Raw genomic sequence first — 14,288 nt, 5'->3', positions numbered from 1 at the left:
CGTATGACGCCGCGGGTCGGTGAGGACTTCGGTGGATTCCGGATCGACGGGATCATCGGCCGCGGCGGGATGGGCGTGGTCTATCGCGCGTGGCAGCATCGCATGCGGCGGCCGGTGGCGCTGAAGGTCCTGCCGCCCCACTACGCCGAAGACCCGGTCTATCGCGAGCGCTTCGGCCGCGAGGCGGCGGCGCTGGCCCGGCTCGATTCGCCGCATGTCGTCGCGGTCCACGACCACGGCGAAGTGGAAGGTTGCCTGTACCTCGCGATGCAGTTGGTCGACGGGCCCGATCTCGCCAAGGTGCTCGAAGCCGGGCCGATGAGCCCGGATCGGGCGTTGTCGGTGGTGGACCAGATCGTCTCCGCGCTCGGCGACGCGCACGCCATCGGCGTCGTGCACCGGGACGTCAAATCCGGCAACGTCCTGCTGCGGCCCCGTGCCGAGCACCACGACGAGGACTTCGCCTATCTGTGCGACTTCGGCATCGCGCGTTCGGCCGAGATCGATCAGGGCGCGGAGACCAGCGGGGTGATCGGCACCGTCGGCTACATGGCGCCCGAACGTCTTCGCGGCGAACCCGCCACCGCAGCTTCGGACGTCTACGCGGTGGGCTGTCTGCTGTGGGTGGCGTTAACCGGTGAGCTGCCCTATCGCGGCAGCCAGCCCGAGGTGATCGTCGCGCACGACCGGGCACCGATCCCGCAGCTCACGGTCGGCGATCCGCGCACCGCGGCGGTCAACGATCTGCTGAAGTCGTTGCTGGCCAAGGATCCTCGTGACCGACCGACGGTGCGCGAAGTACGCGACCGCATCCGGGCCGTCCGCGCGGACGCGCCACTCGCCGCCACCGCCGCTGCCGTCGAGCCGCCTCGACGCCGCCGGACCGGTTTGGTGGCGGGCCTCGTGGCCGGGGCCGCGCTGATCGTCGCGATCGTCCTCGCCGCGGTCTTCCTGATGTCGCCGGGAGCACCCGCCGCTGACCGCGTCGGCCGCAGTACGCCCACCGGGCTCACCTGCACGCCGGTGACGGCGGCCGACGAGGGCGTCCGCGCGCAGGCCGTCTGCCAGACCGGCGGCGAGACCGGTGAGCTCCGGATCTCCGCGCTCGACGATGCCGACGCGGCCACCGCCTACCTGCGCACCGGCGCGGGAGCGGATCCGGCCGGGCTCACCGCGGGCAAATGCCCCGGTGACCTGCCGGCCAAACAGTCCTGGTCACGCGACGGGCACCAGGGCACGCTCGTGTGCACGGTGCTCGGCACGACCACGCGGTACGCCTGGACCGATGACGAACACGCGACCGTCTCGGTGCTCGACGGCAAGGTCGGCACGCCCTATCCCGCCGACCTCCGCGCCGTCGAGGACTTCTTCGCGGCGCTCCGCTTGCCTCATTAACCGCGAGGGCTGATTCACCGCGAGCCACGCTGCCAGCGCTCCAGCAGCGCCTCCGGTGAAGAACCGGGCGCGCCGAAGTAGTAGCCGTAGACGAGTTTCGCGTCGTCGTCGAAATAGAGGGTGGGGCTGCGGTCGTCCGCCGTGACGAACCGGATGAACTGGCCGACGACCGGCCCGCCGTGCCGGTTCCAGGTGCTCACGTCGACGGTGCCGGGCACCACACCACCGTTGGAGGAGTTCTCCGTGCGCAGCTTGATCAGGGCCTCGTGGTCGGACGCGGTACTGAACACCAGCATCGCGCCATCGGCCAGCGGGCATTTGACCGTCTCCGCCGTGCCGGTGGTGGCGGGCACCGCCTTGCACTCCGCCGACCGCTCGTTGAGGACGTGCGCCTGCGCGAGCTCCCACAGCTTGCCGGAGGAGAACGCGGCCCCCGGCACCTCCGGACGTTTGAGCACCCCGAACTTCCGCGCGTCGTAGAACTCGGCCAAGGCCGGGAGTCCGGTCTTGGCCGCGGTCAGTGTCGCGCTGACCGCGCGGGGGCTGTCGACGTCCCAGTAGATCGTCGATTCACCGGAGGCCAGTTCCCGCATCGCGAACGCCGCCCCCGCGCCCTCAGTACTCGCCGCGCGCACCGCGCCGGCGGTGTCGGCGAGTTTCCGTGACTCGGTGAGCCTGCCCGGCACGTCGTAGGTGACCAGAGTGAGCGCGTACAGCCCGGCGTCGCAGCCGACTCGTTCCGTTTCGCCGGGTTTCGCGGGCTGTTGCGCGCACCGGACGGCGCCGTCGAGCAGACGCGCGCCGAGCGCGCGGTAGCGACCGGCGACCTGGTCGAGCGCGTACCGATCCGGCGGTGGTGCCGCGGGCTCTTCCTTGCCCTGGACGAAGAGCACCACTCCGGTCGCGATCGCGGCCACCAGCAGTACGGCGCCGCCGATGAACCACTTCTTGCGGCTGCGAGGAGGAAGCTGCCGTGTCGGCCGGTCCTGAGGGCCGCCCCAGGTGAGCCGGTTCTCCACGAGCGTCGGGTTCAGCGGCGGCCCGGTCGGGTCGGGATCGTGCGGCAGCGACGCTTCCAGTGTTCCCGAACCGCGCAGCGCGGCCACGAGCGAGTCGATTTCCGCCGGGCTGAAGGCGTTTCCTGACTGCTCCAGCGCGGACCGGAGCGCCACCGGATCGGTCAGGGCATGGCGTCCGAAGCGGCGCGCGACTTCGGCGAGGCGAGGGTCTTGGTCGTCCATCACGCGTCCGGATCCGCCCAGAACTTGCGGAGCACCTGCTGATCGTCGGTACCCGCCTGCATGTAGACCGCGACGCCGGTGGAGTCCTCGTCGAAGTAGAGCCGGGCGTAGCCGTTTTCCGGCTCCAGGAACCGGATCCGGGTGCCGTGCCCTTCGCGCGGGGTGCCGACCGGGATGCCCGCGCGGATTCCCGGCTGCCCCGGCACGTACTCCCAGCGCAGGGTCCGGATCGAGCCGGGCCGCGCGCCGTCGTTGTCGGTCTGCAGGACCTTGCGCAGCGAGGTGAGCTGCTTGGGGAAGAACAGCACGCGGAAGCTCGCGATGATGCCGGAACCCAGGTCGCAGTTGACGGTTTCCCGGACACTCACGATGGATTCGGCCCGCTTGCAGCGGACGTCGGGGCGATCGAGGTACGGCTTCGCCGCGGCGAGCAACTCAGGATCCTCGAAGGCCGCGGCCGCTTCGGCGGGAACCGGGGACGGAGAGGGTTCCCCCTGAGGCGCCGACCCCAACGGCCCCGAAGAGGGCACGGACGAAGATGGCGGCGGCGCGACCGGTGGCTTGTCGGCGGCGCTCGGCTCGTCGCCACCGCTGAGTGCGAACGTCACGCCCGTCGTGGCGAGGGCGGCCACCACGACGACGACACCGGCGATCACGGCGATCCGCTTGCCGCGCTTCGGCTTTTCCCTGGTCAGGACGGTGGTCAACGCGGTGGTCGGCTCGTCGGCCCCGGTATCCCTCGGGAGATAACCGAGGGCCGCGCCGAGGTGCCCGCAGGCCCATTCCGCCCCGGCACCACCGCCGCAGGCCGCTGTCGCGACCCGGAGCGCTTCGGCCGGGGCACCCCCGTTTTCGAGTACGGCACGCATCCGCGCGGGCGCGCCCGCCCCCGCCGCCGCGGCGAGCGCGCTGATCTCGGCGTCCGGTGGCGGGTCGGGAAGGCTGCGCAGAGCGCCGGTGAGCACGATCGGGTCGGACAGCGCGTCGCGTCCGTGCCGGTCCACCACGTTCTCGAGTGCGGTCAATGTGGTCATGATGGTCAGTTAAGCCCATCCCGATTCAAGATCGCTTTAGCCTGCGATGATCGTGACGTGACAGTGGAGGTGCGGTTGCTGGGGCCGGTGGAGCTGGCCGTCGACGGCGTGCCCGCCACCCCTGGCGGGCTGCGGCCCCGCGCGGTGCTCGCCGTGCTGGCCGCCTCCGGTGGAGCGCCGGTCAGCGCGGACAAACTGGCGGAGGCGATCTACTCCGACACCGGCAAACCCGCGTCGCGCTCCACCGTCCAGGTCCACGTGCACAATCTGCGGCAAACCCTGGGGCCGCACGGAGAATCCCTGCGGCACGGGACGGCGGGCTATCAGCTTCTCGGCGTCCGCGCCGACCTCCGCGAGGCGGAAGACCGGATCGGCCGGGCGAGGGCCGCCGAACGGGCACGCGACATCGGGGGCGCCGCGGCCGGATACCGGCGGGCACTCGAGGTGTGGCGGGGCCCGTTCTGCGCCGACCTGCCCGACCACACCGCTCTCGACCCCGCGCGCACGCTCTACGCGGGAATGCGCTGGGAGGCGCTGGAGGCGCGGATCGCCGCGGACCTGCGCGCGGGCGACGTGCCGGGACTGGTGCGGGAACTCGAGGAACTGGTCGCGGAACATCCGCTGCGGGAACGGTTCTGGGGTCAGCTGATGGTCGCGCTCTACCAGGACGGACGCCAAGCCGAGGCGCTGGACCGCTTCCAGCAGGCGCGGCGGGTGCTGGCCGATGAAGCGGGTGTCGACCCGGGTCCGGCGTTGCGGGAACTGGAACGCGCTGTCCTCGCCCACGCCGGGACGGCGACCCTGCTGCGGGTCGCCGCCCCCGGCGTCGCCGGATCCGGGCAACCGGCGCTGACCTGGGTCGATGGCGCGGGCCGGGCCCGCCTGCGTGAACTGCCCACGCTGGGGCGGCTGGTCATCGGCCGCGACGCGAGTGCCGACGTGGCGCTGCGCCACGACGGCGCCGTGTCCCGCGAGCACGCAGGAATCATCGTCGAGGCCGGCGATCCCGTCCTGACGGATCTCGGTTCCCGCAACGGCACCTTCCACAACGGTGAGCGGATCACCGGACCGGTCCCGCTCGCCCCCGGCGACCTCGTCCGCTGCGGCGACACGGTCTTGGCGGTGACGAACGGCGGTGCGCCGGTCAGCGCGGTGGACGGCACCACCCGCTCGTGACCGCGGATTCCTGTTCGCACAGAGATCACTCGCACTGAAGACGAGGTGGTTTTCGGTCGTTTTCCCAGCTCTGCCAACGGGTTCGGGCTATTGAGGGGATCGGATGAGGGGGTGTGTGGAAATAGGGACGTTGAGTGTCCCTATTTCCACACACCCCTTCGGATCCGGTGGTCACAGAGACCCCTCGTGCGGGGCTGTGTGGATTTCGGGTCATCCAACGCACCAAAATCCACACAGTAAGGGACGCGGTCCGGCAGCGGGACCGGTCACGACACCGCGCCCGAAGGCCCCGCGAGACTTCCGAACGAATCCGCCATTCACGCACACGACACCTTGACGTAATTCCGGGAGGCGTCGCCTCCAGTCCGCCAAGTGCCAGCCGAGCCGTCCTGTGACGTGTTTCATGACGGTGACTCGCGGGATCCGTTTCCGCTGGCAAGCGCCCGAGCAGGCCCTCGTCCCGCAGGCGAGCGTCTCGGCGGGGTTCGGAAAACCCCAGGTCGGCGCCAAGGTCGAGTTGAGCGAAGGGGGTCGGTGTGGATAATTCGCCCCATGACGAACGCGCCTTCGGATGAGGCTTCCGCGACGTTCAAGGCGCTCCTGAAGACCTACCGCGTTCGCGCCGACCTCACGCAGGAAGAGCTCGCCGAAGGGTCAGGCGTCAGTGTCCGGGCCATCAGCGACATGGAGCGGGGGGTCGCGAAGAGCCCGCAGCGCCGGACGATCGAGGCGCTCGCCACGCCCCTGGCCTTGACCGACGAAGAGCTGACCCATCTGCAAAAGATCGCGAAGCAGGGCCGCGTTCAGCCGGCGGTCACCGTTCTGGCCGCGCCCGCCGGGATCTACGACCCGCCTCTCGTCGGCGCGTTGCCCCCCGACCTCGACGACCTCACCGGACGCGAGCGCGATCTCGACGCGTTGCGCGCGCTCACCGACGATCTGAGGGGTAACCACCGGCGGTCGGGGCACGTCGCGGTCCTGAGCGGGCCGCCCGGAACCGGCAAGACGAGTCTCGCGGTGAGAACGGCCCACGATCTCGCCGGCGACTTCCCCGACGGACAGCTTTTCCTGAAGCTGCGCGGGATGTCGGCCGAGCCGAACGATCCAGCGGACGTACTGCATCTGATCCTGAGGTCGCTGGGTGTCGACGCCGTCCAGGTCCCCGCCGAGCTGGAGCACCGCGCGAGCCTGTGCCGGTCCTTGCTGAAGGACCGCGCCACCCTGATCGTCCTCGACGACGCGGCCAACGAAGCGCAGGTGCGGCCGCTGCTGGTCGGCGGGCAACGCTGCCTCACCCTGATCACCAGCCGTCAGATGCTGGTGGGGCTCGAAAGGGCGGGCAGGCTCACCCTCGACGTGCTCGAACAGCACGACGCCGTCGCACTCCTGGCGAGCATCGTCGGGCCGTCGCGGGTCGCGCAGGAACGCGCGGCGGCGATCGAGCTGGTCGAGCTGTGCGGGCGGTTGCCGCTCGCGCTCCGCATCGCCGGGAACCGGCTCGCGAGTCGCCCGGCCTGGCCGTTGTCGCGGCTCACCGACCAGCTCCGGGATCGCGGCAGGCGCCTGACGACGCTCACCGCCGGTGACCTCAACGTCCGGAGCGTCTTCGAACTGTCCTACCGTCAGCTCTCCCCCACGGCCGCCGCGGCCTTTCGACGGCTTTCGCTCGTACCGGCGGCCGATTTCTCCGACGCCGCCGCGATGACGCTCATCGAGGCGCCGGAGGAGGACGTGGCCGTCTACCTGGAGGAACTGGTCGACGCGAGCCTGCTGCAGACGTCCCAGGACGTCGGCAGGTACCAGTTCCACGACCTGCTCAGGGTGTTCGCCACGGAACGCCTCGCGCAGGAGGAACCGCCCGAGGCGATCGAGGCGGCGGAGGGCCGTCTTGATCAGTGGCTCATCCGGACTGCGACGGCCGCGGGACGTTACTTCCAGCCCTCCGGCGAGCTGACCGCTCCCCCGGTGCCGACCCTGTCGTTCGATGGTCCCGCCGGTGCGGGCCGGTGGCTCGAGGTGGAGACGAAGAACTGGTTCGCCGCCTTGAAGCGGGTCGCCGCCCGGGGCGATCACCGGCAGGTCATCGACCTGGCCGAGTCCATGCACTGGTACTCGGAGATCGGTGGCGCCGCGGTCACCTGGCACGGCGTCTTCGATCTCGCGTTGAAGTCGGCGCTCGCGATCGGCAGCAAGCGTGACGAGGCCGTCCAGCGCAACTACCTGTCCTGGGTGCTGTCCACGCTCTTCGGCCGGGCGGACGACGCCGTGCGGATGGCCGAGCAGGCCTTGGCGGTCGCGGTGGAGGTGGGCGATCTGCGTGAACAGGGCTGGGCGAAGATCTACCTCCTGAGTGCCCGGATCCGTGGCGGCGAACTGCCGGATTCCCCTGACCTGTTCGATGATCTGGTGGCGTTGTTCGACGCGGCGGGCTATCCGCTCGGGCTTCATATGGCGCGGATGAGCCGGGCCACCCACTGGTCCGCTAACGGCCGGTTCGCCGAGGCGGCGGCCGAGTTCGGGACCTGTGTCCATTACTTCCGGCGACCGTGCGAGGGCCCTCGCACGCTGGTGGACGACACCAACTACGCGTACCTGCTGCTGCGCTCGGCGCAGAACCTGGCCGCGCTCGGCGAACTCGACGACGCGCTCGGCCAATGCGAAGAGGCGCTTGACGTGTTCCGGGCGCATGGCGCGACGATGGGCCAGGCCCGTGCGCTCGAAGCCGGCGGCAGATTCCTGCGACGGCGGGGAGAGCACGCGAACGCGCGCGGCAGGCTGTCGGAGGCGCTCGCGTTGTTCGAAAGGATCGGGCATCCACAGTCTCAAGTGGACATTCTGTGTGAATTGGCGTCCTTGTCCGACGAGGCGGGCGACCCGGTGTCGGCGCGGGGCGAGCGAGAACGCGCACTGTCCATTTGCGACAGACTGAGCAGCACCGAGGCCACGAAGCTGCGGGAGAGGTTGACCGAACGCCTCAACGCTTCGTAAGCCCCTCAAGCGGAAGTGCGGGTGAGTTCCTCCCAGGTGATGTGCCCGAGGAGGACGTCCTGGACGGTGTAGCGGGGGGTGGGCTCGAACTCGGCGATGGTGGCCTGCCGGGCCTGCGGCCGACCTGCGGCGGCCGCGATCCGGCCACCCAGTTCGGTCGCGTCCATGTCGCGAAGGTCGTCGCGGGACACGTACACGGCCACCATGTCCTCTTCCGACCGGGCGGGACGAGCGGTGAAACCTTGGATTCGTAGCGACACGTCAACTCCTTTGGTTGAGCGGATCTGCGACTCTTGTTCCAGTAAACGGGGCCGGCGCTTCCGCGACCACGCGTAACGACCAGCAGAACGACCGGAGGAAGTCTCTTCCGGTGCCAGGGCTCCGGGTCAGCCCGCGCTCCACACCGGACGACGGTCGGCGGACGGCGGCTCCAGCACGAAGCCGACCGCGCGCTGGACGACGTCCGCCGCCACCGGCCCCGCCACCTGGCCACGCTCCCGGATGTGGCCGAGGAGCCGCGGTTCCGGAGCCAGCCCGTGGCGCTCCAGGTAGTAGGTCACGGTGTCGGTCCAGATCCACTCGCCGTCGGTGACGAAGTTCGTCGGCACGACCGCGGTGCGGTCCGGGTCGACCACGTCGTCCAGCAACGACGGCGTGACCAGGATGGGGGTGCCCCCGGCCAGGTACGCGACCAGTGCCTGGAGTTCCTCCTGGTCCTCGACGCGCGGGTGGTCGGACGCGAAGGCCGGGCCGGTCTCGGGGTCGACGACGTCGAACACCCTCGCCAGGGTGAACTCCTCCGCTGTGGTCACCGGTTTCCTCCTCATGAGGGGGCGTGCTCTGCCTGATCAGCACATCTCATCCGGGCGGCGGGCACCATGCAGGAGCGGCGGCAGAAACCTCCGGCAGTTCCGGTTGTGGAGGGGGCGGGTCGCCTGAAGGCCCGACTTGCCACTCACGACCCACGACCAGCTACCGCCGCCGAGCGGCTCTCGTCAGGAGTAGGGCAAGGTGGGCCAGGTGAGGGGGTGTGTGGAAATAGGGACGTTGAGTGTCCCTATTTCCACACACCCCCTTCCGGATCCGGTGGTCACAGGGACTCCTCGGGCGGGACCGTGTGGATTTTGGGGCATCTGACGATGCTGTTGGCGAATTCGTGGCCGCGCGAAAGGATCCCCCCTCGTTGTCGCGTGGTCTTAGGGAGGACACGCGTGACTGGATGGAGATCACGCGTGTCCAGCCGGAGAACTTGCGTGATTGGACGCGGAACACGTGGTGGAACCCGCCCCACGAATTCGCCAACAGCATCATCCAACGCACCAAAATCCACACAGTGAGGGACACGGCCCGGCATCGGGACCGGACAGCGGCTCTCGTCAGGCGTCGTCTGGTTCCGGCCGCACGGTGATGATCGCGCGGCGGCGGCGTTCCTCCGGTGTCGCTCGCGGGTCGTCCGGGGCTTCGGTGAGATCGCGTCCCTTCGACAGCGCCGACACACGGATCGCCGGTGTCCCTTCGGGGACCGGGTCGGTGTCGGAGGCGACCTGGACGACCTGGTGGTCTTTCTGGAGGCGGGCGAGTTCTTCGCCGATCTCGTGCACCAGCTGGTCCCGGATGGTGTCCGCTCGGTTCTTCCCCGTCTTGATCGCCTGACCGGTCGAGCCCCAAGTGCCGTTCCCGTACCCGGTGACCGTCACGAGCGGCATCGGCAACTGGTTGTCGCTCCGCCAGATCGCCGCTCTCGCCACGCGGGTCGCGGCCGATCGCAAGGTCTGCGCGTCGGCCTCACGCGGCTCGGCCGACCCCTCGTCGAACGAGGTGTGGACGGACCAGTCGGTGGCCGGGCCCTGGCCTGCCGAGACCGCGACGGTCAGCATGTTCGCCAGGCCGGCCGCGTGCGGGTAGTGATACGCCGCGAACCGTTCGTGGAACGTGTTCCCCTGTTCCTTTCCATACAGGGAGAAGTTCCAGTTGTCGCGCTCTTTCGGCCAGCTCGCGAGGTTGTACATGGCGCCCTGGGCCTCGTCCCACGCCGCCAGGACGAGCGGGTGCTCGTGTCCGTTGGCGAGCAGGAGTTCGTCCAGGGTCTTGAACTTCTTGACCGCGTGCAGCCGCAACTCCAGATTGCCGGCGCCGGGGTCCTTGCTCCTCTTCGCCCTTTCCAGCGCGTCGGTCAGATCCGCTTCGAGCGTGTCCCAGCTCCTGTTGTGGTCACGCAGGGCATCGACGAGCGCCTGTTCGACCGCGGGAGTCCGGTACGCGGTGTGCGGCGTGTTCTCCAGCGTCACGTTGAATCGGCCGTCCAGGCTCGTGGCGACGACCGCGGCGAAGTGATAGCCCCAGGGATTCCCGTTGATCGCGATTCCCTTCGCGTAGTCGCGGTCCATCGAGGCGAGCCCCTCGTCGTCGTCGTACGGCATCGAGTTGGCGCAGTAGGCTTCGCCGACCGACGGCCATACGGACTCGTTGACGCCGATCTTCCGCGCCAGCCCGTCCACCGTCGCCCTGCGTGCCGCGTTCGAGGGCCGGTAGCTCATCGCGTCGCCGTACTCGCGGCCCGGCCGCGGTGCGCCGGGTCCCCCTCCGGTGGGCCTGGTGTCCTTGGCCACCTGCCCGACGGCCCACCGCGGGTCGACCAGGTCGAGATCCCCCGGCTCGCCGTCCGCCGTCGTCACCAGCGCCTCGGCCAGCATCCGGGTACCCGTCACCTCGATACCGTTGGTGGAACTGATGTTCGCGATCGCCGCCGTCCCCTGCGCGTCCCGGAAGACGGCGGCGTCCGGCAGTCCGCCCAGGATCTCCTGCGCGAGGTCTCGGCAGATTTCGGACGGCTTGTCCCAGAACTTGACGGTCACCCGGTTCAGTCTGTGCTCGACACCCTCGCGCTCGACGACCAGGACGACGTCGTGCACGACGAGTTCGATGTTGCTGTTGGCCTTCAGAAGCGCGGCTCGCGCGTTCGCGACCACCTCGGGCACGGCGAAGAATTCCTTGCCCTTCGTGGCGCCGACAGCGATCGAAGCGTCTTCGGCGATCGTCAAGGAGAGGTCTTCCGTGCTCACGAGTTCCTGGGCCGGGGCTGAGAAGGGCGCCGACTTGGGAGTCACCTCCGACGTGTACTCGGACGGAAAGGTGAAGACCGGTTCATCGCCCACACCCTTTTCGATCCGGAACGAGTCCGTCACCACGAGGTTCGACAAGGGGGCGCGAAGGTACGCGAGAGAGATGTCGTCACCCTCGATCCGGACCTGGTATCGCCCCGGCTCCCCTGACGCCGCAGACTCGGTGGAGACGACGATTTCGTCGGCGAGTTCCGTCTGCTCGTCGTAAGTCAGATCTGTTCTGGCGAGGATCTCTTCGACGATCATTTCCTTTATCGCGTCCTCCAAAGCTCCGTTACGAAGCTCGTCGAGGTCCTCATCGACGGTCCGAAGGCCGGAGATCTCGACGGAAGGCACCGGTGAGAACAGGCGCGGCTGCTGACGATGCTGATGGACGACCTCGACCACCTGCCGCGCGATCCGGCTCAGCTCGGCCCGTTGCGGGTCGGTCAGGTCCGCCGAACCCGCGGCGAAATCGACCGTCACCGGGACGGAAAGGTCTTCGTACCACTGAGGTCCGGGGCCGTCGTCGTGGGATTCGGTGGCCTCGAACAGGTCCGGCCGCTCGGCCGCGAGCTGGCCCGCGATCGCGAAGCCCTCCTCGTCCACCGGCGCCTGGTCGTGCCTCGGCGCTTCCGGCGAGTTCCACGCCGGGGCGAGATCGACCGTGATCACCGCGCGACGACGAGCCAGCTCCGGGGTGACGTCTTCCGGCAGCGGCTCACTTCCCAGAGCGCGGCCACGGGACTCCGGGACGATCACGATCTCGGCGGCGACACCCGGTGCCGCCGCCAGCTCGCGGTCGAGGGCCGTGCGCAGAGCCGTCGCGGTCACGTCCGCGCGAGTCTGCCCGGTCCGCAGCGCCTGCCTGTCGCCCAGCCTGCCACCGTTGCCGAATCCGACGACCTTCACCGTCGGCACCGGCAGACGGCGGCCACGCCGATGAATCGCCGCCTCCGCCACGGATCTCGCGATACGATCCACAGTGGACAGAGCGATCGCGGAAAGCTCCTTGTCGCCTTCTTCGAAGAAGATCTCGCCTCGGGAAGGGTCGACGTCGGCCAGACGTACCGCACCCGCCAGGTCCGCCGTGGGCACGCCGGTCTCATAACCGGTGGGAAGGTCGTCGGTTCGCCAGGCCTCGTCGTCCTCGACCACGACGTGCGCGCCGACCGGCGTCGCCGCCTCGCCACCGGCGGGCAGGTGCACCCAAGCCCCGCCCGGTTCCACCACCGGCCGTCCCGCCGCGTCCACCCCGACCCGACCGGCGACCACGAGCTGCCCCGGACCCGACGCGAGCTGGCCGGGAACGAAGTACACCGGACCGTCGGGAGCGACCGCCGCCACGTCGATACCGCGCGTCCGCAACTCGGCCAGCACCTGGGCCGCGAACGACGTCAAGCCGCCGCTACCGGCACCGCACGACGCGAACATCAACGGCTTCACGCCGTCCCACCGGTTCTCGTCCTTGGCGCGCACCAGCATCGTGGCCACCTCGGCCGGGCTCAGCCGTGCGCTCCCCGTCCCGGAATCGTGGTGGACCGGGACACCGTTCGCGTCGCCATGCGCCAGGAAGGTGAAGAACCGGTCGTCCACCGGGAACCCGTCCGCCACACCGGCCAGCCGCGGGTCGTCCAGCCGGATGCCGCGATTCCCGTCGAGCGGAACGGTGCCCCCCGAAACGACCGGACTCGTTTTCCCTGTCAGTACGTCGAACACCGACTGGCCGATGCGGGTGTCCACAGTGGACTCAGTGGACTCAGGAAGGACGTCAGCCGTCGCCGGGATGATCATCGACACGAGGACTCCGGGCTCCGCGCCGGAGGCGATCACCCGCACGCGGACGTCGTCGCTCGCGCCGTGTTCGGCGAACGCCGACCGCAACTCCCGGCTGATCATCGGCAACCGCGAATCCCCGGTCCGGCCCCGCACCTGGACCTGCGGCGGCGTCGGCAGGCCCGCGATCATCCCGGCGAATTCGGCCAGGTTCGCCTTGACGGTTTCCGGCAGGCCGATGCCGTTCTCCCGCACCGACCCGAACGGCATGGACTCGGGGATGTGCAGGTCGACCAGGTGTCCCTCGGCCGTCGGCACGACGTCGAAGCCGTCGGGTGCCCGCCGGAAGACCGGCGGATCGTCGTCCCCGGCGACCAGGTACGAGCCGTGCTCGGTCACCTCGACCTCGGTACGCCCGCCGTCGGCGAACCGGAAGTGCAGCCACCGGCCGTCGCCGGTGACGGCGGGACTGCCGTCGGCCTGGAACCCGATCCGGCTCGCCACCACCAGTTCGGCCTGCCCTGTGCCGGGAGTGGACCAGACGGCCGTGTTCCCCGCATATGCGGCGGCGTCGATGCCCTCGTCGGCGAGTCCGTGCAGCACGGTGGACACGTAGCCCTCGATATCCGGCGAACCCAATCCGCACGCGACGAAGCGCAAGGGCTTGCCACCGGTCCAGACGCCCTCACCGGCGAGGCGGGCCAGCAGCGCGACCATCACCTCCGGCGTGATGGGCTGTCCCTGGAATTCCGGCACGCCGCCGTCGCCGGTGTGCGCGACCACCGTGAAGAACCGATGATCGTCGCGGAGGCTCTGGATCGCGTGCCGTTGCCGATTCAGCGCGGCCGCGTCGGCCGAAGGGTCGACGAGCCAGATCCCCGAGTCGTCACCGAACCGCTCCGCCGCGTCCAGCACGGAGTCGGCAGGCGGCGGGATCCGGTCGGCGGGCACGTCTTCGGCTTCGGGCTCGATCTCGCTGATCACCGGCCCGGGTGGGGACGGCACCACGATGGCGTAGTTGTCGAACGTGGTCCGCTCGGCCGTGATGCCGTTCTTCCCGGCCCAGCTCGCGAAGTCGCCGAGCGACAGATAGTCGAACTGCGACTTGATCGGGTCGCTCAGCACGAAGACCGGCTCGCCGTCGACCTCGGCGGCTTTGAGGAACATCTGGTGATCCGGGGTGGAGACCCGGACACCCTGGCCGGACCGGATCCGCGCCCAGAAACCGGCGATCTGCTCGGCGGATCGCAGCCGCGCCGAAACCGATACCTCCCGATCGGACCACAGCTCGCCTCGGGTCTCTTCGCGCGGCTCCAGCGCCAGGTGCCGTGACACGGCGGTACGGAACGGGATGTCTTCGATTCCCGTCTCGCGCCGGGCACGCCGGTCGAGCGCGAGCGGGAGCACGAACGGATAGTTCGGTTCCCACGTGCCAGGGACCACTTTCCTGGTGAGCACCGGCACGGCGGCGTCGGTGCCGGGGTCGAGCCAGATCACCCCGGCCAGTTTCTGCGTGGCACGTCCCCATTCGGTGGCGAGCCGGGCCCAGTCCGCCCGAATGGCGGGGCTCGTCCGGT

General features: G+C 69.7%; 8 protein-coding genes (1 of these 8 running past the window's edge). 3 read left to right on the top strand and 5 right to left on the bottom strand.

The window, feature by feature from the left end; translation table 11 throughout:
* The first annotated feature begins 3 nt into the window (after positions 1-3).
* Positions 4-1,395 (top strand): serine/threonine-protein kinase, encoded by a 1,392-nt coding sequence (locus ACLARN_RS35560; RefSeq protein WP_409495857.1) that lies wholly within the window; start codon positions 4-6, stop codon positions 1,393-1,395.
* A 14-nt stretch (positions 1,396-1,409) separates the two neighbouring features.
* On the opposite strand, the gene ACLARN_RS35555 is transcribed toward ACLARN_RS35560, so the two are convergent.
* Together ACLARN_RS35555 and ACLARN_RS35550 are read right to left on the bottom strand one after the other, a co-directional pair.
* Complete coding sequence (locus ACLARN_RS35555) at positions 1,410-2,636, bottom strand: hypothetical protein (protein WP_409495856.1); 1,227 nt, start codon at positions 2,634-2,636, stop codon at positions 1,410-1,412.
* Positions 2,636-3,670 carry a hypothetical protein gene (locus tag ACLARN_RS35550; protein ID WP_409495855.1) on the bottom strand — a complete coding sequence of 345 codons (1,035 nt, stop codon included), beginning with the start codon at positions 3,668-3,670 and terminating at the stop codon, positions 2,636-2,638. Before ACLARN_RS35550 ends, ACLARN_RS35555 begins: the two co-directional genes overlap by 1 nt.
* A 57-nt stretch (positions 3,671-3,727) precedes the next feature.
* Between ACLARN_RS35550 and ACLARN_RS35545 the strand changes: the two genes are divergently transcribed.
* Together ACLARN_RS35545 and ACLARN_RS35540 are read left to right on the top strand one after the other, a co-directional pair.
* The gene (locus ACLARN_RS35545; RefSeq protein ID WP_409495854.1) at positions 3,728-4,846 is read left to right on the top strand and encodes a BTAD domain-containing putative transcriptional regulator; all 1,119 of its coding nucleotides are present in this window, start codon (positions 3,728-3,730) and stop codon (positions 4,844-4,846) included.
* A 552-nt stretch (positions 4,847-5,398) separates the two neighbouring features.
* Positions 5,399-7,834: an ATP-binding protein gene (locus tag ACLARN_RS35540; protein WP_409495853.1), complete on the top strand. Its 2,436-nt coding sequence runs from the start codon at positions 5,399-5,401 to the stop codon at positions 7,832-7,834.
* Positions 7,835-7,839: 5 nt separating this feature from the next.
* On the opposite strand, the gene ACLARN_RS35535 is transcribed toward ACLARN_RS35540, so the two are convergent.
* The 3 genes from ACLARN_RS35535 to ACLARN_RS35525 all read right to left on the bottom strand — a co-directional run.
* Entirely contained in the window at positions 7,840-8,094 is a 255-nt protein-coding gene (locus tag ACLARN_RS35535; RefSeq protein WP_409495852.1) for a hypothetical protein, read from the bottom strand.
* Positions 8,095-8,220: 126 nt separating this feature from the next.
* Positions 8,221-8,646 (bottom strand): hypothetical protein, encoded by a 426-nt coding sequence (locus ACLARN_RS35530; RefSeq protein WP_409495851.1) that lies wholly within the window; start codon positions 8,644-8,646, stop codon positions 8,221-8,223.
* A 564-nt stretch (positions 8,647-9,210) separates the two neighbouring features.
* Positions 9,211-14,288 carry the 3' end of a hypothetical protein gene (locus tag ACLARN_RS35525; RefSeq protein WP_409495850.1) on the bottom strand. It continues 22,375 nt past the right edge of the window, so only the last 5,078 of its 27,453 coding nucleotides appear in the window; the start codon falls outside the window, past its right edge; the stop codon is at positions 9,211-9,213.

It is taken from the genome of Amycolatopsis sp. cmx-11-12, from assembly GCF_046269425.1.
Taxonomy (GTDB): Bacteria; Actinomycetota; Actinomycetes; order Mycobacteriales; family Pseudonocardiaceae; genus Amycolatopsis.
Note: the sequence above shows the minus strand (reverse complement) of the source record. Positions and strands in the feature narration are given on the sequence as shown.